General features: G+C 55.8%; 21 protein-coding genes. 10 read left to right on the top strand and 11 right to left on the bottom strand.

The features are described from left to right. The first annotated feature begins 74 nt into the window (after positions 1-74). From WEB64_RS03870 to WEB64_RS03855, 4 genes are all read left to right on the top strand, one after another. Positions 75-614, top strand: coding sequence for a bacterioferritin (locus WEB64_RS03870; RefSeq protein ID WP_368061673.1), 540 nt, complete (start codon positions 75-77; stop codon positions 612-614). A 117-nt stretch (positions 615-731) separates the two neighbouring features. After that, on the top strand, positions 732-1,052 hold the full coding sequence (locus WEB64_RS03865) for a DUF2288 domain-containing protein (protein ID WP_368061674.1): 321 nt from the start codon (positions 732-734) through the stop codon (positions 1,050-1,052). 21 nt (positions 1,053-1,073) lie between these two features. Beyond that, positions 1,074-1,445 carry a hypothetical protein gene (locus WEB64_RS03860; protein WP_368061675.1) on the top strand — a complete coding sequence of 124 codons (372 nt, stop codon included), beginning with the start codon at positions 1,074-1,076 and terminating at the stop codon, positions 1,443-1,445. A gap of 42 nt (positions 1,446-1,487) precedes the next feature. Continuing rightward, positions 1,488-2,396, top strand: a complete 909-nt coding sequence (locus WEB64_RS03855) for a lysine exporter LysO family protein (RefSeq protein WP_368061676.1) — start codon at positions 1,488-1,490, stop codon at positions 2,394-2,396. Between the two features lie 98 nt (positions 2,397-2,494). Here the strand turns inward: WEB64_RS03855 and nfsA are convergent, their stop codons facing one another. Continuing rightward, entirely contained in the window at positions 2,495-3,232 is a 738-nt protein-coding gene (nfsA, locus tag WEB64_RS03850; RefSeq protein WP_368061677.1) for an oxygen-insensitive NADPH nitroreductase, read from the bottom strand. A 355-nt stretch (positions 3,233-3,587) separates the two neighbouring features. Here nfsA and WEB64_RS03845 point away from each other — a divergent pair, with 355 nt between their 5' ends. Both WEB64_RS03845 and WEB64_RS03840 read left to right on the top strand, forming a co-directional pair. Beyond that, entirely contained in the window at positions 3,588-3,944 is a 357-nt protein-coding gene (locus WEB64_RS03845) for a hypothetical protein (RefSeq protein WP_368061678.1), read from the top strand. Positions 3,945-3,964: 20 nt separating this feature from the next. Beyond that, the gene (locus WEB64_RS03840; RefSeq protein ID WP_368061679.1) at positions 3,965-5,380 is read left to right on the top strand and encodes an amidohydrolase family protein; all 1,416 of its coding nucleotides are present in this window, start codon (positions 3,965-3,967) and stop codon (positions 5,378-5,380) included. On the opposite strand, the gene WEB64_RS03835 is transcribed toward WEB64_RS03840, so the two are convergent. Continuing rightward, complete coding sequence (locus WEB64_RS03835) at positions 5,352-5,621, bottom strand: hypothetical protein (protein WP_368061680.1); 270 nt, start codon at positions 5,619-5,621, stop codon at positions 5,352-5,354. The genes WEB64_RS03840 and WEB64_RS03835 overlap by 29 nt on opposite strands. A 164-nt stretch (positions 5,622-5,785) precedes the next feature. On the opposite strand from WEB64_RS03835, the gene WEB64_RS03830 reads away from it, so the two are divergent. Then, complete coding sequence (locus WEB64_RS03830) at positions 5,786-6,346, top strand: TIGR00730 family Rossman fold protein (protein ID WP_368061681.1); 561 nt, start codon at positions 5,786-5,788, stop codon at positions 6,344-6,346. Here the strand turns inward: WEB64_RS03830 and WEB64_RS03825 are convergent. Beyond that, entirely contained in the window at positions 6,343-7,056 is a 714-nt protein-coding gene (locus WEB64_RS03825; RefSeq protein WP_368061682.1) for a dienelactone hydrolase family protein, read from the bottom strand. The two genes, WEB64_RS03830 and WEB64_RS03825, sit on opposite strands and share 4 nt — an antisense overlap. Before the next feature lie 275 nt (positions 7,057-7,331). On the opposite strand from WEB64_RS03825, the gene WEB64_RS03820 reads away from it, so the two are divergent. Further along, positions 7,332-7,538 carry a cold-shock protein gene (locus tag WEB64_RS03820; RefSeq protein ID WP_027831301.1) on the top strand — a complete coding sequence of 69 codons (207 nt, stop codon included), beginning with the start codon at positions 7,332-7,334 and terminating at the stop codon, positions 7,536-7,538. A gap of 175 nt (positions 7,539-7,713) precedes the next feature. After that, a complete protein-coding gene (locus WEB64_RS03815) occupies positions 7,714-8,409 on the top strand; it encodes a hypothetical protein (RefSeq protein ID WP_368061683.1) in 696 nt (231 codons plus the stop codon). A gap of 29 nt (positions 8,410-8,438) precedes the next feature. Here the strand turns inward: WEB64_RS03815 and WEB64_RS03810 are convergent, their stop codons facing one another. From WEB64_RS03810 to WEB64_RS03775, 8 genes are all read right to left on the bottom strand, one after another. After that, positions 8,439-9,482: a cyclase family protein gene (locus WEB64_RS03810; RefSeq protein ID WP_368061684.1), complete on the bottom strand. Its 1,044-nt coding sequence runs from the start codon at positions 9,480-9,482 to the stop codon at positions 8,439-8,441. Positions 9,483-9,574: 92 nt separating this feature from the next. Continuing rightward, the gene (locus WEB64_RS03805; protein ID WP_368061685.1) at positions 9,575-10,705 is read right to left on the bottom strand and encodes a zinc-dependent alcohol dehydrogenase family protein; all 1,131 of its coding nucleotides are present in this window, start codon (positions 10,703-10,705) and stop codon (positions 9,575-9,577) included. A 21-nt stretch (positions 10,706-10,726) separates the two neighbouring features. Further along, positions 10,727-11,419, bottom strand: a complete 693-nt coding sequence (locus tag WEB64_RS03800; protein WP_368061686.1) for an ATP-binding cassette domain-containing protein — start codon at positions 11,417-11,419, stop codon at positions 10,727-10,729. A 1-nt stretch (position 11,420) separates the two neighbouring features. Further along, positions 11,421-12,212 (bottom strand): ABC transporter ATP-binding protein, encoded by a 792-nt coding sequence (locus WEB64_RS03795; protein WP_368061687.1) that lies wholly within the window; start codon positions 12,210-12,212, stop codon positions 11,421-11,423. Then, positions 12,209-13,150 carry a branched-chain amino acid ABC transporter permease gene (locus WEB64_RS03790; RefSeq protein ID WP_368061688.1) on the bottom strand — a complete coding sequence of 314 codons (942 nt, stop codon included), beginning with the start codon at positions 13,148-13,150 and terminating at the stop codon, positions 12,209-12,211. Before WEB64_RS03790 ends, WEB64_RS03795 begins: the two co-directional genes overlap by 4 nt. After that, complete coding sequence (locus WEB64_RS03785; RefSeq protein WP_368061689.1) at positions 13,150-14,049, bottom strand: branched-chain amino acid ABC transporter permease; 900 nt, start codon at positions 14,047-14,049, stop codon at positions 13,150-13,152. Before WEB64_RS03785 ends, WEB64_RS03790 begins: the two co-directional genes overlap by 1 nt. A 63-nt stretch (positions 14,050-14,112) precedes the next feature. After that, positions 14,113-15,435 carry an ABC transporter substrate-binding protein gene (locus tag WEB64_RS03780; protein ID WP_368061690.1) on the bottom strand — a complete coding sequence of 441 codons (1,323 nt, stop codon included), beginning with the start codon at positions 15,433-15,435 and terminating at the stop codon, positions 14,113-14,115. 264 nt (positions 15,436-15,699) lie between these two features. After that, positions 15,700-16,512 (bottom strand): gamma-glutamyl-gamma-aminobutyrate hydrolase family protein, encoded by an 813-nt coding sequence (locus tag WEB64_RS03775; RefSeq protein WP_368061691.1) that lies wholly within the window; start codon positions 16,510-16,512, stop codon positions 15,700-15,702. A gap of 262 nt (positions 16,513-16,774) precedes the next feature. Here WEB64_RS03775 and WEB64_RS03770 point away from each other — a divergent pair, with 262 nt between their 5' ends. Beyond that, a complete protein-coding gene (locus tag WEB64_RS03770; protein ID WP_368061692.1) occupies positions 16,775-18,139 on the top strand; it encodes a glutamine synthetase family protein in 1,365 nt (454 codons plus the stop codon). The last annotated feature ends 12 nt before the right edge of the window (positions 18,140-18,151 follow it).

Here is an 18,151-nt window from a genome sequence, read left to right as displayed (position 1 = left end):
CGAGGGTTAAATGCAAAGGCCTGCAATATACAAAGCGTAGCAGCGCTGAATTCAAAAAATTAAAGAGAGAGACTATGACCGATCAACCGTTTCTGACAGACGTAAAAACCCTCCGCGAGAGGGCACGCAAACACATTGAACAAGGTGCCGTCACTGAGGGTTACGGTGCTAACCGGGACAACGTGATTAAAATCCTCAACGAAGCTCTGGCGACAGAGATTGTCTGTACATTGCGCTACAAAAGCCATTATTTCCGGGCCGAAGGCATCAACGCCAATGTCGCTGCCAAAGAGTTTCTGGAGCACGCGGATCAGGAACAGCAGCACGCCGATTGGCTTGCCGAGCGTATCGTCCAGTTGGGAGGCAAACCCAACTTTTCACCGGAAGGCCTCCTGACGCGATCTCATGCCGAGTTTGTCGAGGGTGATACCCTCCGGGAAATGGTGGTGGAAGATCTGGTGGCGGAACGCATCGCCATTGACAGCTACCGGGAAATTGCTCGCTATCTGGGCGATCAGGATCCGACCTCACGACGCATTATCGAGGACATTCTGGCTCAGGAAGAAGAGCATGCTGACGATATGGCTGGTCTGCTGGAAGGGTTGGACGCCTGACCTAGCGGCCACTGGTATTCATGACGGCCAAAGTGCAAACTGAAGAAGTAGCGTTCTACTCGACCCCATGACGCTGGCGGATCAGATACATAAAATATGGTTGTCTAAGGTTTGAATATGCCTACTCGCGAATCACCGGAAGAACTCAAGAAAAAACTGAATCTGGAAACCTCTAGCATCTGTTGGCGGGATCTACAGACTTATTATGCACGTGGCCATGTGGTACGGGTGTCGCCGGAACTCGATTTGCTGGATGTTGCGCTGGAGCTCACCGCTGACAACAAAGGTCAGTTTGAGCAGTGGATGGCCGGTGACCAGGTCGGGGATGTATCACCCCCGCTGGCGCAGGCCTGGTACGATCGCAATACTGAGCTCTGGGCAGTGGTCGTTGCCCCCTGGGTGTTGGTTCAGGACAGAACCAGCGCCGCCTTGCACTAATCCCGAACCCAAGAAGTCCTGATGAAGCTGCATTATTTTCACGGGCGTGGCCCGCTACGAGAATTGGTATTGACCCGGCGGGACCGGCGGGTAGAACTGCACATAAAAAACGTGGGTGATGAGATCTGGGCGTTGGTCGCCATGAGCGGCTCAGATGAGCACCAGCCTGAGCATCATCGTTGTCAGGGCCCCTATCACAGTGCTGGCCAGGCCGAGGCCGCGTTGCGCGGTGTGGCTGGCGCATTGCTGGGCCAGAGCTACGAAGCGCAGCCCGGCGAGCATGCGGTTTGGTCGGTCGCAGCCCAGCGTCTTGCCCGAACCATACGGAAAGACCGGGATGCCAACGCCGGCGATTACGAGTTTGACCCGGACCAGCACGAGCCCATCGGTTAAGCGTTCTCCCTTTCAGACACCTACTATTAATCCGAGGTTTTAATGCTGACCGGTGCCTTGCTGATTCTTGTGCCTTTGTTTGTGGGCTTTGCTATCGCCCTTGAGAACCGCAAGACCATGACCGTGATACATCATAGTGTGGACGGCCTGGTCTACTTCATCCTCGGCCTGCTCGGCCTCGGGCTCGGCCAGATGGAGGGGTTATGGCAGCAGCTCGGTGGTATGGCGGTACAGGTGTTGGTACTGACCTCCGGCTTGCTGGCAGCGAATATGGCGGGGCTCTGGCTCTGGCACCGCTGGCAACCGATGGCCGTGGAACAGCCGGACGTCACAGGCAAGGCCAGCTATCACCGCCTGTTTCTCGCAGCATTGAAGCCTCTGGCCGCAGTAGTGGTTGGCTTATTGTTGGGGTACTTTCTGTTGCCTGAACTGCCCTTGGTAGACGAGGTGGCTACTTGGGCGCTGATGTTGCTGCTGTTCCTGATTGGTCTCCAGTTGCGTAATGCTGGCCTATCATTGCGACACCTGCTGCTGAACCGCCAAGGTATGGGGATTGCTTTGAGCATGGCGCTCAGTTCCCTTGTAGGTGGGGTGCTGGTCATGCCGCTGTTGGCATTGCCTTGGCACGACACTCTTGCGCTTGCCTCGGGGTTTGGCTGGTATTCGTTATCCGGAATTGTGGTCGGTGACGCTTTGGGGCCAACCTGGGGTGGGGTCGCCTTTTTGAATGATATGTTACGCGAAATTATCGCACTGGCGATTATCCCCCTGATCATCAGTCAGCGACCCGCTATGGCGATAGGCTATGGCGGCGCCACTGCAATGGATTTCACCTTGCCGATCATCCGCAGCAGCGGCGGGCTTACCTGTGTGCCAGTCGCCATCGCCTCGGGTTTCGTGCTGTCGTTTATCTCGCCGGTGTTGATGGGGCTGTTTCTGTCTCTTGGCTAGAAGGCCTTGTACGGAGCCTTCAGGCGCCAGTCGATTAGTGGCCTGGCTCAATTTCAGTTCGGGGCAAGCTTGCCCCGAAAACCCCGACTTCCGGTGTCTCATTTCATCTTGAAACCCTTGCCCTCCAGAAACGCCTTCATATGAGGGCGCAGTTTGGTGGTGAACAGGGGCTTCAGCTGTTCTGACCAGTTGGTTTCCTTGTTGCCGCCCGTGCGCGCCAGGTAGTAGCTGCGCATGGTGTCGTCGAACTCGGCGACCAGCGCTTCGTCCTCGTCGGCCTGGTAGACGTCTTCCTTGAGAATGGACGCCAGCGGGAGCCGCGGTTTGACTTCCGGATTCTGGTCGGGGTAGCCGAGACACATACCAAACACCGGGTATACATGCTCCGGTAGCTTGAGAACCTCACTGACCTCAGCGGGGTTGTTACGAATGCCGCCGATATAACACAATCCCAAGCCTTCAGATTCCGCTGCTATGGCAATATTCTGGGCCAGCAGAGCCGTGTCTACGCTCGCCACCAGCAGGTGCTCTGTCATGCCATGCACTACGTCTGCGCCAGCTCTCTCAGCAGCCTCTGTGGAGCGCTTCATGTCGGCGCAGAACACCAGAAAGTCAGAACTCTCGGCAATATATGGCTGTCCCCCAGCGAGCTCTGCCAGCTTGGCCCGGTTTTCCGGGTTAACGACATGAATGATCGAATAGGCCTGAACGTGACTTGATGTGGCCGCGCCCTGGCCAGCGCGGATCAGTTCCTCGAACAGCTCGCGAGGAATTTTCTGGTCAGTGAATTTCCGGATCGAGCGGTGGGATTTGAGTAATTCGATAGTCGGATTCATGGTGCCTCTTAATGTCGTGTAGAAGTGCAGTCATTCTGCCCGTTTGTAAGACCGCGAGCGAGTTCTTGATTGCCGGTTGAGCGCGCGCGAAAAAGTGCAAATATGAACTATAATAGAAATTCCCATTCTCCAAGATACTTTTACGGAACCCACGAACTAACAGGTTAAGACGATGAAAAAGTCTGGATGTCGAGTCTTTGTTCTTGGTTGTGTCGCAGCAATGGGCGCCGGATGTTCGAGTTTTTCGGGTACGCCATCGATTGTAAATGATCCCTGTACCGCGCTCTCGGATGTAATAGCGGATTACCCATCGGGATTCGAAAGTATACGGGGCAGCCGAAGTGATTTCAGTTCAATGTCCTTATATCGCGCCAAAAAGGACCTCATTAAAGGCCATTGTGAGATTTGGGAGTGGGCGGCCGGGGAGACCGCGTATGTCTGCTCTGTGAATGCCCCAAACCAACAGATTGCTGAGCATCGCTATGAAAAAGCGGTTGATGATATTTCTGGCTGTCTTGGTTCCTCCTGGGCGGGTGAAGAAAGCGAGCGCGTGAGGGACGGTTCGCCCGCTGGAGTGGTGACCCGTTTCCGGAACTCGGATCAGACCGGGCTCGTTATTTCCATTCACAACGTGGCCATTGCCGGCGGTAAGGGGTCAGCGCGCTCCAATTATTTGTTCATCGGTGGTGTCGGTAAAGCTAACGAACTTTAACCTTAGGGCAGGTATCAGCAATGTTTGGAATTACGAGGCTTTTCCGCTTCGGGGTTACCCGCTTTTCAGTCACTCTGATCTTGGCCTGTTCCGGCGTTGCTGCCTTCTTTCCCGCTAGCGCCCACGCAGACGACCGGGCTGTTGTTCCAGTCACCCTTTTCGAGAATGTCAGGGTATTCGACGGTGTCAGTGATGGGCTGTCTCAAACGAGTTATGTGCTTGTTCGTGGCAATATAATTGAAGAGATATCTGAGCGCCCGATCCCATTGACCGATAACCCAAGCATAACAATTATACCAGGTGAAGGCAGGGTGCTGATGCCCGGTCTGATCGATGCGCATTGGCACACCATGATGGTTGCGGTGTCGATGAATACTCTGCTGACTGCCGACATTGGCTATCTTGTCCTGATCGCAGGTGCCGAAGCTGAACGTACGCTCATGCGGGGATTCACCAGTGTGAGAGATCTTGCGGGCCCGAGTTTCGCCCTCAAACGAGCCATTGATGAGGGCGTCGTTGTTGGGCCCCGTATATGGCCTTCAGGCGCTATGATCTCGCAAACCAGTGGTCATGGCGACTTCCGGATGCGTTACGAAATTCCAAGAGGACCCGATGCCGAGCTGAGTCGCGGCGAGATTGTCGGTGGTGGGGCAATTGCCGATGGTGTCGATGAAGTTTTGCGCAGAACGCGTGAGCAACTGATGTTGGGTGCTTCCCAGATTAAACTGGCGGCTGGGGGCGGGGTATCGTCGATGTACGATCCACTGGATGTCAGCCAGTATACCGCGGAAGAGTTTAAAGCCGCCGTTGAAGCGGCGGACAACTGGGGTACTTACGTAACGATTCACGCATACACGCCCAAGGCGATTCAAACAGCGATTCAGGCGGGTGTGAAAGTGGTCGATCACGGCCAGTTGATTGATGAAGAAACGGCCATAATGATGTCGGAAAACGGTACCTGGCTCAGTATCCAGCCGTTTCTGGACGACGAAGACTCGACGCCTTTTCCGGAGGGTTCCTACAATCGGGCCAAACAGCTTCAGGTAGCCAAGGGAACCGAGCGGGCAATTGAGCTTGGAATAAAGTATAAGCTGAACATCGCCTGGGGCACCGACACACTGTTTGATGCGGCTCGGGCCACTCGTCAGGGTGCGCAACTGGCAAAGATGGTGCGGTGGTTCAGCCCGGGAGACGTTTTAAAGATGGCGACCGCCAAGAACGCAGAGCTCCTGGCACTCTCAGGACTACGTTCGCCATACCAGGGCAAACTGGGTGTGGTCGAGAAAGGCGCCATGGCGGACTTGCTGCTGGTTAACGGCAATCCTCTGGATAACATCGGTCTGTTGGCAGATCCTCAGCGCAACTTGACCGTCATTATGAAAAACGGCGTTATTTATAAGAATCTGGTCACTGTTGCTTCTTCAGCCACAGAATAATGGCCGCGGGAATATGTACTACGCCAAACGCGTAGAGAAAGATAAACCAGGCGCCTCCCTCCTCGTTTTCGGTATACACCGAACCCATTGCCCAGCCGAATGCGATAGCGACGGTCAGCAATAAGGCATGCAACAACAGGCGCTGGCTATTCTTGGCGATCTGCAGGTGAATCCGCCAATGCGCAAAGCCAGTGATCAGAAGTAGCGCAAGGATCATCAGCACTCCCAAAAGGAATTTCACTGTTGGCTCCTTTTATACGTCATTTCGGTGTGTGAAATCGTCGACACGCTGGTAGAAGTTTACGCGATGTTGCGAAGATCGTCTTTTATTCGTTGGGCTTTCGAGACAACGGAGGGCTCTCCTGGTTTATTATGGTGTGATATTTATTGAATCGAGGGGCGTGGATGAAAGTCGCCATTTTTTGTGGTTCCAGATCCGGTAACGATCCAATGTTTGCGAAGCAGGCACGGGAGCTCGGGGAGTTTCTGGGTCAGCACCAGGTGGACGTGGTTTTCGGTGGTGGTCATGTCGGCCTGATGGGCGTAGTGGCCGATTCGGTGCTGGCTAGCGGCGGAAAAGTGTACGGAATCATCCCGGAACACCTGCGGGACCGGGAGCTGGCCCATCCAGGGTTGACGAAACTGTACGTGGTCAAGAACATGCACGAACGCAAAGCCAAAATGGCAGAGTTGGCAGATGCCTTCGTGGCTCTGCCCGGTGGTATTGGCACCCTGGAGGAAATCTTTGAAGTCTGGACCTGGGCGCAGCTTGGTTTTCACCAAAAGCCCTGCGCGTTCTATAACGTCGCGGGCTTTTTTGACCACTTGCTCACTATGGTGAAAACCATGCAGGGCGAGGGCTTCCTGAGCCAGGAATACGTCGACATGCTGGTAGTCGAAAATACCCCTGACGAGTTATTGGACGGCCTGAAAAGGTATCGGCCACCTCAGGAAAAATGGCGTTAACTGATGCTTTTTTCGAGAAAGTTCAATACCCGCCCGTGAGATAATGCGGCAGCGTGGCGCTGGTAACTGCCGCGAGCCCAGCAGTTGAAGCCGTGGTCGGCGCCCTCGTAGGTGTGAATGATAACGTCTTCGCGTCCGGTAAATGCCTCCCGGGTCTGCTCGACGTGATCAGCGGTGATGTGTTTGTCGTCATCAGCAAAATGAAATTGTACCGGCACCTGCAAGTGCTCGGCCTTGTCGAGATGCCCTGCGATACCCCCCGGATAGAAACAGGCGGCGCGGTCAACGCCCGCCTCTAATGCAGACAGATAGGCGAGAATGCCTCCCATACAGTATCCGATGGCGGCGATTTCCCCGTCACATTCAGGGCGCTGGCGCAGCGTTTTGGTAGCACTGGTCAAGTCTCTGGTGGCCACCTGGAAGTCAATCTCATTGACCAATCGAAAAGCCTTCTGCATGTCCTCGCCGTCATACGCCAGTTCTACCCCTGGCTCCTGACGCCAGAAAACATCCGGTGCCAATACCACATAACCATCCATCGCATACTGTTCCGCCACCGTGCGAATATGATGATTGACGCCGAAGATCTCCTGAATCAGGAGGATTCCCGGGCCCTTACCGGCCGGGGGCAGAGCGAGGTAGCCATTGAAAGTTTCGCCGCTATTGCTTGTGATATCGACCCGTTGGGTGGTAACAGGCGGTTGGAACATAGGAATCTCCTTGTCAGAAGTCAGCATTACTGGCCCGGATAATACGAGGTTTTTGTAAATAAGCCTTGGCATTCATCGGTGGTTGACGTAGTGTGACCGCCGTAGGAAAGATTTAGCAAAGCATTTCACGAATAAGACGCTTCTCTGTTGTTGTTTGATAGTAGTGCACCGTCCTGTTTTTGATTCCGCGTGTTTTTTGTTTCCGCACAACGCTGATCAGGCATCGTTTCGATGGTCTGGCGGCACATTAAATAATCGATTTCAGGATTTTAATTATGTCTACTACTACCGGTACTGTTAAGTTCTTCAACGAAGCAAAAGGCTTTGGCTTTATCACTCGTGAAAGCGGCCCTGACGTTTTTGTTCACTACAGCGCTATTCAAGGTGGCGGTTTCAAGACTCTGGCTGAAGGCCAGCAAGTCGACTTCACCGTTACCGAAGGCCAGAAAGGCCCTCAGGCAGAAAATGTTGTTGCTGTTTAAATAGCACGCAACACGCTTAAAAAAGACAGCTTCGGCTGTCTTTTTTTGTGGGCGTTTGTCAGACCCCCGGGCAGCGGCCTTGCTCCGCACTTTGTTACTCTGACGTTCCCGGATACGGTGCAATTGAAGCAGGGTCCGTTTATGATTCGGGGTTTATTCATTAACAGGTTTTGCCATGCTTGGTAAGTCGTTGTCGGACAGTTGGGCGTTTTTCAGAACCCATGGTGTTGCGCTTGCCATGATTGTGCTGCCCATCGTGGCGCCAATCGAGATACTGATCTCGCTGTATCAGAGCTTTATGGTAAGTAATGAGTTTGTTCTTGCGGAACAGGCCATCCCGATGATCGCCAGCTTTATGGTGTATCCGGTGTATTCTGTGGCGGTGGTGTACTACATTGCCTCGATTATTTCCGGTCGCCCCCGCAATACCCGCGAACTTTGGTCCCTGGGTCTCCGTTACTGGCAGCCGTTTATTATCCTCAGCCTGTTGGTGACTGTTGCGGTGATGTTTGGCTTGTTCCTGTTGATCCTGCCAGGGGTGATCATTGCGGTGCGAGTCGCTTTCGCCGAGTTCGAGCTGCTGCTGAATGATCGGAAGCCGATGGAGGCAATCAAGATCGGCTGGGCGGGTACCAGGGAATACATGTGGGTGATCCTGGGCGGCTATGCCGTTATTACCGCGAGCATCTATATTCCGCTGTATTTTCTGGGGGCTGCGTTTGATGAGACCAGCGGTATTCATGGGCTCATGACGACGGTGATCAATATTGCTTATCAGTTTCTGGCGGTGTTCTACACCATATTTGCCTTTCGGGTGTATGACATTGCCCGTACGGAAGTCAATCGCCCGACAGGTCCCGATACGCCTTAAGCGGCGCACCGGGTTCTGGAGGGTCCTTATTACTTGATAGCGACCGGATTGACAGGTGAACCGGTGCCTTCCTCCATCTTCAGGGGCGCCGCTACCAGCATGAAGGTGTACTGGCCGTCTTCGACACTGTCGGCGGCGAGGTCATCCAGCCACCAGATCTCACTCAGTACTACGCCCATATCCCGCATCAGTGCGCCGTGCAGAGGAATGATCATCTGCTCGCCGTCGACTTCCTGGGCGACCTTTTCAATGGCGATGTTGTCAGCAGCAATCATCGGAATTTCCATTTCGTCGATCCAGTCCAGCAGTTCATGGCTGTAACACAGGCCTGGCTCGGTCATGGCGCTCCACTCGGCATCCGGTTCATCTTCATAGAAGCGGGCGATTGAACCGGTGCGAAGCACCAGGATATCGCGTTTCCTGATCTCGACATTCTGGGCTTCGGCCGTGGCCTTCAAATCCTCCAGGTTGACGCAGGTATTCGGTGCCAGGCGGTGCTTGTCGCCGCCACCCATATGACGGCCAACATCCAGCAAGACTCCGCGTCCGGTGATGCCTTTTTTGCCAATAGCCGCCACATCACCGTGAGCATGGCCATGTACGGTGCTGTCAGCGCTCTTGCCCCCATAGACCTGATCGCCATACCAGGCGTGGGCGAGGCCATCCACGTGGGTGGTGCCCTGCAGGTACATGAACGCCACATCATCCGAGAATTTGACGCCGCCAGCCAGTGCCTCGGATTTGCCAGATGAGTAAATGCTCTCGTCCTGTGCCATGAAGTGCATGGTAGGAACCCGGCCCGGGAATACCGGACCCTTGCCGTGAGTCATGGGGATTTGCAGGGTAAAGGTTTTGCCGCTCTGGATTGCTTTGGCAGCCTGCAGAACCTGCTCATTCCCCAACAGATTCAGGGCTCCGACTTCATCATTCTCGCCCCACTTACCCCAGTTGTTGGGGGCGTTTTTCTGCACCCGTTCCATACCGGTTTCAGCCAGTGCCGGAGCCGAGGCCAGCAGGGCTGATCCGGCGATCAGTGCCGGAATAATGCGTTTACAGCTGGTGTTAAGGACCATAAGTTTTCTCCTGTCGTCATTGTCGTTGTTGGTACAGGTCCGCACTCCGTGCGGGGATGGTGCCCTTATGTCTCTGAATAGCTCCTGAATCCTCAGTTGAATTCAATCACCTGACGCACCGCTTCGCCAGCGGCCAGGCGCTCAAAACCCTCGTTGATCTGGTCCAGGGTCAGGGTGTGGGTCAGCAGTTTGTCTACCGGTAATTTGCCCTGCTGGAACAGCGATACATAACGGGCGACATCGCGTACCGGCACACAACTGCCGACATAGCTGCCTTTGAGCGTGCGCTCCTCGGCGACCAGGCTGACTTGCTGAATGGCCACTTTCTTTTCCGGGTGAGCAAGCCCACCGGTCACCGTTGTACCGCCGCGACGAGTGATCAGATAGGCAAATTCCAAGGCCTTTTCCGAGCCCGCCATCTCGATGGCGCAGTCAACTCCCCCATTGGTGAGGGCTTTGATCTTCTCGACGCAGTCCGGGTCTTTACTGTTGAAGGCATGGGAAGCGCCCAACTCCGTTGCGAGCGCGAGCTTACCGTCATCCAGATCGATGGCGATAACTTCGCTGGCGCCAGCGACCATGGCGCCAAGTACGCTGTTCAGACCCACGCCCCCGAGTCCAATAACCGCGACTGTCTGGCCGGCCTTGATATTGGCGGAATTAATCACCGCACCCACGCCAGTCAGTACCGCACAACCAAACAGGGCGGCATGATGGAAAGGCAGCGCCGAATCAATCTTAACCAGGGAGTCTCGGGAAACCACGGCATGATCGGCGAATGCCGAGACCCCGAGATGATGGTTTACTGCCGTACCGTCGGCGCGATGCAGGCGATGTTCGCCACTCACCAGGGTGCCAGCATTATTGGTCTTGGCCGCTGGCTCACACAGCGCAGGCCGACCCTCGGCGCAGGGCGAGCAATGTCCACAGCTGGGCACGAAAACCGCCACCACATGATCACCTTCCTTGAGATCACGAACGCCGCTACCGACTGCTTTGACGATGCCTGCCGCTTCGTGTCCCAGAGCCATCGGCACCGGCCGGGGTCGATTGCCATCAATCACGGAAAGGTCCGAATGACAAAGCCCGGCGGCTTTGATCTGGACAAGTACTTCGTTGTCGCCAGGCGGGTCCAGTTCCAACTCTTCAATAATAAGAGGGCGAGTATCCTGGAAAGGCCGCTCTGCCCCGATTGACTGTAAAACCGCTGCACGAATCTTCATTATGATTCTCCTGTTTTAAGGTCAGACGGGGTGGGCGTCTTGAACGGTTTCTGACGAGCCCTTGTGATGGCCAGCGGTTATCTCACCGCGTTCGATACGCCAGGTATTGTCTATCAGTTCCGACGAATGGGTATCATCGGACTCGGCGATAAGAACGGTCAGGCCCTCGCCCCTGAGATCGCCGATGACCGAAGACAACCGCTGGGCCAGCACCGGTGCCACCCCCTCGAAGGGCTCGTCGAGCAAGATCAGTTGCCGCCCCGGAATCAATGCCCGGCCCAGAGCCACCAGTTTTTGCTGGCCGCCAGACAGCTGCAAGGCTTTGCGCTCGCCGAAGTCAGCAATTTCCGGCATCAGGGAATAGATCCATTGCAGGCGTTTGTCGCCATCCTTGATGCCGTTGGCCCAAGCCGGCATTAGCATGTTTTCGGTCACTGTCAGCTCGGGAATGAGCCGGCGATCTTCCGGCATATAGCTGATGCCCAGTTTTGCCCGATGATGCGATGGCTTTTTGGTCAGGTCCTCACCTTTGAACTCAATAGAGCCAGAGCTCGCTGGGAGAAGGCCCATAATGGCCCGGATAAGCGTGGTTTTTCCAGCGCCGTTATGGCCAATCAGACCGGCCATTTTGCCGGTCGCGATGTCCATATTCACCTGCCGCAGTATACCGATGCGCTCGATCGAGACGTCCAGATTAGCAATCTTAAGGCTCATATCAGGCGCCCCCTTCGTGGGTTTCGGTATTTTTTCCGCGACTTCCGCGCCGTTTGCCGGTCACCAGTTCCTGCACTTTCTCATCGGCGAGTACTTCCTCCACCGGCCCGTCCTTAATGACGATGCCGCTGGCGAAGGCCATTACCCGGGTAACGTATTTCTGCACAATCTCCATGTCGTGTTCCACAAACAATACCGTCAGGCCACGTCGCTTTACCACCTCCATCACGGTATCCATGAGGGTGTGTTTTTCATCGGTGCTGACGCCACTGGTGGGTTCGTCCAGTAACAGCATGCGCGGGTTGGCCAACATGGCAATGGCAATGTCCAGGAGTTTACGGGCGCCCTGGGGCATGGCGGTAACCATCTCGTCCCGGTACTGGGTGATGCCCATTTGAGTCAGGATTTCATCTGCCGCCGCGATCCGCTCCGGTGTGCGCACCGGTCGTAACATCTCCAGGTGGCGGGACTCCGAGGCCGACAACGCCATCGACAGGTTGTCCAGTACCGACAAATCCAGGAACAGTTGCGGAATCTGGAACGAGCGCGATAGCCCCTTGCGCATCAGTTTGCGTGGCCCCAGACCTTTGATCGAGCTGCCATCAAAGGCTATGGTGCCAGCCGATGGCGGCAGGTAGCCGGTCACCATGTTGATGAAGGTGGTTTTGCCCGCCCCGTTAGAGCCAATGACGCCGACGATTTCCCCTTCGGTAATCGTCACATTGATATCTTCCGCCGCAACCACCGCACCAAAATATCTGGATAAACCCTCCGTTTTAAGAATCTCGGTCATGATGCGACCCTCCGCTTACGGGTGAACAGGCTCCAGATGCCCTTGGGCAGGAACAGTATGATAAGCAGCAACACAATGCCGAGGATCATCTGCCAGGAATTGGGAAACAGCTCGACCGCGTAAGTCCTCACCATAATAAAGATCATCGCTGCGATGAATGCCGCCGCCACATGACCGGTGCCGCCTAACAGGGCGATAAAGATAAACTCTCCAGAGATCGTCCAGTACGCCATGGTGGGGTCAACATGGCCAGCGGCCAGGGAGGTCAGGGAACCACCAATGGAGCCTATAGCCGCGGCAATGATGTAGTTAATGTAGAGGATCTGGCGCCGGGACATGCCCATGTATTCCACCCGAACCTCGTTCTCTCGAATCGCTTCGCAGGCCAGGCCAATGGCCGAACCGAAATAACGATTGAGAAACAGCGCCACCGCAAGCCCTACCGCGGTGGCCAGCCACAGCACCGTCTTGCTACCTTTGCCACCTTCGGGATCAAACCATAGCAGGGTCCAGTTACCGACACCGAAGCCATCGGTGCTGCCCAGGTTGTGGCTTTTGACCAGAACGCCGTAAAGAATCATCGAAAAAGCCAAAGTCAGCATGGCAAAGAAGATTTCCCGGTAGCGGGTCAGCAGCAAGCCCAGTAGCATAGCCAGCGCGACCGTTGCAACGACCCCCATACCAATCAGTAATAGAGCGTCGGTGACGCCAAGAAAACGGCCACCCATACCCACAGCATAACCACCGATGCAGTAGTACAGGCCCTGGCCAAATGACACCAGCCCCGCCCGCATCAGCATCACGACACCCAGCACTACCATTGCGCTGGCAATGGCGAGCGTGGTGGTGAAAGCCAGCCAATCCGGAATGACAAACGACAAAAGCCCGATCGCAGCGGCTGCGACGACCAACATGATTTCTGATTTTTGCAGACCCATCAGATTTTCCTCGCTACGGCCTGGCCGAACAGTCCATGGGGCCGGAAGATCAGCACGGCGGCCATCACGGCATAGACAATGAACAGTTCCAGTTCGGGCATGGTGTGGATAGATACTGCGCGCGCGAGGCCAACAATGAGCGCACCAACGGCTGCACCGGTAATGCTCCCCAGGCCACCGGTTACCACCACCGCAAAGGCCACGACAATGACTTCAACGCCGACGCCGGGAACCACAGAAATGATGGGCGCTGTAACGCCGCCAGCAATGGCTCCCAGGACGGCACCGATCATAAAGGTGATGGTAAACATCCGCTTGACATTGACGCCCATGGCTTCAGACACTTCGCGGTCATGGATGATGGAGCGCAGAATCTTGCCAATTTTGGTACGCTCTAGCCAAAACCATAGCGCCAGACCCACCGCAATCGATATGCCAACCACCATCAGTTGATAGCCGGATACTGTAAGTACACCGATATTGAAACGTCCCATCGCCGCATAAGGCTGGTAGGCAAAGTAGGGCGTGGTGCCCCAGATAATCTTCATCACATCTTCGAGGATTAATAGCATGGCAAAGGTGACGATCACCATCAGGACTTCGTCCCGACCGTACATCAGCCGTAACACACCGCGCTCCATGATCAGCCCGGCCAGAGCACCGATCGCAATCGCGCAGGCTGCGATCATGGCCAGGGCAATCCAGAGCTGATCACCGCCACCGTTGTAATACCAGCCAATCGCAGAGGCGGCTGCATAGGCGCCCAGGGCATATAGGCTGCCATGGGCCATATTCAGAATTCGCATTACGCCATATATGACGGTCAACCCCGCGGCTACCAGAAACAACCACGAGGCGTAGATAAGTCCGTCAATAAGAATCGCCCAGACGGTTAACATCTGTGTGTACTCCTGTCATCGGTAATACCGGCAACCCGAAGGTTGCCGGACCGGTTTAACGGATCAGTTGCAATCGGCTCCGGGGAACCCTGCCTTGATCCATTCCTGAGCGTTCTGACCGTCAGGTGGAGAGACACATGCGCCTTTGTAGGACCGGACATTTCGCAGTTCCGGGCCGGTGTCAGCGGAGTAGTGGTACTCGCCGTAGAGCATTGGCTGCAGGGCCTGGTGGCCGCCTGCCAGACCCATATCAACGGTCCCGCTGACGGATTCAAAGGAGGCACCTTTCAGAGCGGCGGCGAGTTGCTCGCTGGTGGGAAGGCCTTCGGCGCCGGAATTGTCAGCGGCGTATTTCAGCCCCAGCAGAGCCTGGGCCATTTTTGATGCCGGGTAGCTCGGCGGGGTGCCGTGTTCGGCTTCATAGGCTTTGGAGAACCATTCGCTCAGATCGTTCTCGGGCATGAACCCACCGAAGGGGCCACGACCACCCAGGATGGTGCCATTAGGCGCCTGATCCTTGAATCGATGAAGGCCGGACTCGCCGGTGGTCAGAATCGCCGTTCCCTGTTCGAGCAAACCACGCACGCTGGCCTGAGCTACAAACGCCTCCATATCACCCCCCCACATACTGGAATGAATGATGTCTGGCCGTTTGGTTTGTAGCGCCGAAATTTCGGTGCCGTAACTGCCCTGGAAAATCTGCGGTGTCTGGTTATCAACGATTTCGACATCCGGCATCAGCTGTTCCATGGACAGCGTGAAGTCGAGCCAGGAATCCTGACCCCAGGCATAGTTCTGTTGAATGCCTGCCAGCCGTTTGGCGTCGGATTGGGCATCGTTGAGGTAGTGGGCGGCGCCGACGTTGTCAGCGACTGCATCCAGCCCGGTACGGAACAGATACGTGGGGTTCTCCACCTCGTCAAACAGTCGCGGGGTACCGCAGTCGAAGGCGATGGTGAACGTCTTCATCTCTTCCGCGACCGGGCCGACCGCAAGGCAATCACCGCTTGAGATATAGCCGATGACAGCATTGACGTTCTGGCGTTGGACCAGGTTGCGGTATTCCTCCACCTGTTTGGTGGGGCCGCCGGCCTCATCGATCACCACCGATTCGAGTTGCAATCCGTTGACCCCGGCGCTGTCATAAGGGGCGGGCAACTCACCGGCGTTAATGGCCTTGATGACCGTCTCAGCAGCCTGTGCAGCGGGTACGCCGAACGGTCCTGAAGCGCCACCGGACAGGAAAGTAACCAGACCGACCTTGAAGGTCTCCTCGGCATTTGCCGCCTGGCTGATGCCCATGATACCGGCAGAGACCAGTGCGACAGAGGTAGCAGTACTGAGCAGCGTTCGCCGCACACCTGCCTGCGATGTGGGATGTCCCATTGTGTTCTCCTTAATTGTTGTTGTGCAAAATGGCTGGCGGAGCGCTCAACCATCGGATTCACCGCGTCGCTTCTCGACGAGAGCGGATGACGGTTTTGGAATTCAATGAGGTAACAGAGCAAAGCAAATGCGGGGCCAGCTCAGGAATCGCGCTAATAAGGGGTTGAGAAGCGGTATTACCGACATGATGAGCGGAAACCGCTCAGAATTGATCGGGGTATGAGCGGAAACCGCTCACGGGGAGGCTCCTCGCAGTATTACGAGTCAATCAGGATCGGTCCGCCCCGTTCGGCGCGCCAGGCAGGCTTCGCCGAAGGATTTCAGGAGCGCGCGGTAAAAGGGGAATGCTCCGGCGGGTACGCCCGGTTGCCACTGCCATTCCGGGTGCCATTGCACCGCCAGGGCGAAGCTCCGGGCGTTGGAGATGGAGAAGGCTTCGATTAGGCCATCTTCCGCAGTGGCCTCAACAATCGAGCCCGGTGCAAGATCCTTGATGCCCTGTTCGTGGAGAGAGTTCACCGGCACGGTTGTCGATCCAGGCCATATGGTCGCCAATACGCCGCCGCGGGCAATCCGGATAACGTGGCCACGGCTGTACTGCTCATCCAGCGGCAGCTCCTTGTCTTCCCGGTGCTCCTGATATTGTCGGGTTTCATGGAGTTTTTGATGCAAGGTGCCACCGAAAGCCACGTTCATTTCCTGAAAGCCGCGACATAGTCCCAATATGGGAACGCCTGCCGCAATCGCCGCCCGGATCAGCGGCAGAGTGGTGGCATCCCGTTGGGGGTCCTGCAGGGTGCCCGGGTCACTGGGCTGGCCCTGATAATGATAAGGCTCGATATTGGAAGGGGAGCCGGTTAACAGAATGCCGTCGAGGGCACCCACTAACTGGTCAGGGGGAAGCGCCTCGCCCAGGGCGGGAATTATCAGTGGAATACCGCCTGCGCCTTCAGCCACTGCACGAACGTATTTTTCGCCAACAGAAAACCCTGGATGACGGCCCGGTAGTTGTTGACTACAGGCACTGACGCCAATCAGTGGCCGCTTGGAACTGGCAGGATCAAGGGCTTGGGGCATACCAAATAATAACTCCAGAAAAGCATGGTGGTCCGGAAAACCCGAAATAAAGTTTTGCTACTATTACTGATGTCGTCCCCGTCGAAAACAAGCAATATTTAGCATCATGTTTCGCGCCACGCTAGAGGTTTTTTAGCGCTGGATCCGGTGGCTGTAGGTTTTAGTTGCAAAGGCCGTTTGAAAGCCGGATAAAGAGCGATCTCTGCGTGACCCTGTGGGTGTTTTCTACACAGGAATTTAGTGACGGTATAAGGTTTCTGTTATGAGCTCCGGTTCTGCGAACGCCAAAGCGTTTCTCCAGGCACACCCCGAGTTGCAGTTTGTCGACTTGTTGATCCCCGATATGAACGGCATTGTCCGGGGCAAACGCGTTGACCCCTCCGCTCTGCTGAAAGTATTCGACCGTGGCATCGCACTGCCTGCGTCCATTTTCGGCATGAACATTCAGGGCACCACCGTGGAGGAAACCGGGTTAGGCCTGGATATTGGCGAAGCCGACCGTGTCTGCCTGCCCATTGCCGACTCTCTCACCATGGAGCCCTGGCAGAAACGGCCCACCGGACAGTTGTTGCTGACTATGTACGAACTCGATCGCAAGACGCCTTTTTTTGCCGATCCCCGAGTCGTGCTGCAGAACATCGTCAAGCGTTTTGCCGAGCTTGATCTGACGCCGGTATCAGCGTTCGAACTGGAATTTTACCTGATTGATCAGGAAAACCTGTCCGGCCGACCACAGCCTCCGAAATCGCCCATGTCGGGCAAGCGCCCGGCCGGTGTGCAGGCCTATTCCATCGATGATCTGGATGAGTACGCCGAGTTTCTGGCTGATGTGCTGGATGCTGCCCGTGAACAGGACCTCCCCGCAGATGCGCTGGTAGCTGAATCCGCGCCCGGCCAGTTCGAGGTCAACCTGCATTATGTCGATGACGCCGTGCAGTCCTGTGACCATGCCACCTTGCTCAAGCGCCTGATCAAGAACATGGCCTACGACCATGAAATGGACACCACATTCATGGCCAAGCCCTATCACAACCAGGCGGGCAGTGGCATGCATTTGCATGTCAGCCTGATCGACGCCGACGGCAAGAATGTCTTTGCAGGGGATGCCAACGCGCCCAATGACCTGCTGCGCTGGGCTGTGGGTGGACTGACGGAAACCATGAATGACGCGATGGCGATGTTATGCCCCAACATCAATTCCTATCGACGTTTCAGCCCGGAATACTATGTCTCCAGTGCGCCTACCTGGGGTGTGGACAATCGCACAGCCGCGCTGCGGTTACCGGGTGGAGACCCCGAGGCCCTACGTATCGAGCACCGTGTAGCGGGTGCCGATGCCAACCCCTATCTGGTGATGGCAGCGGTGCTGGCAGGTATCCATTATGGTATCTCCAACCGTATTGAGCCGACGCCGATGACGGTCGGCAATGCCCATGAGCAGCACGAGGCAATCCTGGTGAATAATTTGCGGGATGCGTTGCGCGGATTGACCCAGTCACCGGTAATGAACGATTACCTGGGCACCCGGTTCCTGGATGTGTTCGCCGCCTGTAAGGAGCATGAACTTACCGAGTTCGAGATGACTATCTCCGACCTGGAATATCTCTGGTATCTGCATACGGTCTGAAGCCGCCATAGG

The organism is Marinobacter sp. (assembly GCF_040882185.1).
In the GTDB taxonomy this organism is placed as follows: Bacteria; Pseudomonadota; Gammaproteobacteria; order Pseudomonadales; family Oleiphilaceae; genus Marinobacter.
The sequence above is the reverse complement of the archived record's forward strand: the minus strand, read 5'-3'. Positions and strand labels throughout refer to the sequence as shown.

Bases quoted from the DNA above. Each gene is read 5' to 3' on its own strand.
- WEB64_RS03870 (WP_368061673.1), top strand. From the start codon at position 75: ATGACCGATCAACCGTTTCTGACAGACGTAAAAACCCTCCGCGAGAGG.
- WEB64_RS03865 (WP_368061674.1), top strand. From the start codon at position 732: ATGCCTACTCGCGAATCACCGGAAGAACTCAAGAAAAAACTGAATCTG.
- WEB64_RS03860 (WP_368061675.1), top strand. From the start codon at position 1,074: ATGAAGCTGCATTATTTTCACGGGCGTGGCCCGCTACGAGAATTGGTA.
- WEB64_RS03855 (WP_368061676.1), top strand. From the start codon at position 1,488: ATGCTGACCGGTGCCTTGCTGATTCTTGTGCCTTTGTTTGTGGGCTTT.
- nfsA (WP_368061677.1), bottom strand. From the start codon at position 3,232: ATGAATCCGACTATCGAATTACTCAAATCCCACCGCTCGATCCGGAAA.
- WEB64_RS03845 (WP_368061678.1), top strand. From the start codon at position 3,588: ATGTCCTTATATCGCGCCAAAAAGGACCTCATTAAAGGCCATTGTGAG.
- WEB64_RS03840 (WP_368061679.1), top strand. From the start codon at position 3,965: ATGTTTGGAATTACGAGGCTTTTCCGCTTCGGGGTTACCCGCTTTTCA.
- WEB64_RS03830 (WP_368061681.1), top strand. From the start codon at position 5,786: ATGAAAGTCGCCATTTTTTGTGGTTCCAGATCCGGTAACGATCCAATG.
- WEB64_RS03825 (WP_368061682.1), bottom strand. From the start codon at position 7,056: ATGTTCCAACCGCCTGTTACCACCCAACGGGTCGATATCACAAGCAAT.
- WEB64_RS03820 (WP_027831301.1), top strand. From the start codon at position 7,332: ATGTCTACTACTACCGGTACTGTTAAGTTCTTCAACGAAGCAAAAGGC.
- WEB64_RS03815 (WP_368061683.1), top strand. From the start codon at position 7,714: ATGCTTGGTAAGTCGTTGTCGGACAGTTGGGCGTTTTTCAGAACCCAT.
- WEB64_RS03810 (WP_368061684.1), bottom strand. From the start codon at position 9,482: ATGGTCCTTAACACCAGCTGTAAACGCATTATTCCGGCACTGATCGCC.
- WEB64_RS03805 (WP_368061685.1), bottom strand. From the start codon at position 10,705: ATGAAGATTCGTGCAGCGGTTTTACAGTCAATCGGGGCAGAGCGGCCT.
- WEB64_RS03800 (WP_368061686.1), bottom strand. From the start codon at position 11,419: ATGAGCCTTAAGATTGCTAATCTGGACGTCTCGATCGAGCGCATCGGT.
- WEB64_RS03795 (WP_368061687.1), bottom strand. From the start codon at position 12,212: ATGACCGAGATTCTTAAAACGGAGGGTTTATCCAGATATTTTGGTGCG.
- WEB64_RS03790 (WP_368061688.1), bottom strand. From the start codon at position 13,150: ATGGGTCTGCAAAAATCAGAAATCATGTTGGTCGTCGCAGCCGCTGCG.
- WEB64_RS03785 (WP_368061689.1), bottom strand. From the start codon at position 14,049: ATGTTAACCGTCTGGGCGATTCTTATTGACGGACTTATCTACGCCTCG.
- WEB64_RS03780 (WP_368061690.1), bottom strand. From the start codon at position 15,435: ATGGGACATCCCACATCGCAGGCAGGTGTGCGGCGAACGCTGCTCAGT.
- WEB64_RS03775 (WP_368061691.1), bottom strand. From the start codon at position 16,512: ATGCCCCAAGCCCTTGATCCTGCCAGTTCCAAGCGGCCACTGATTGGC.
- WEB64_RS03770 (WP_368061692.1), top strand. From the start codon at position 16,775: ATGAGCTCCGGTTCTGCGAACGCCAAAGCGTTTCTCCAGGCACACCCC.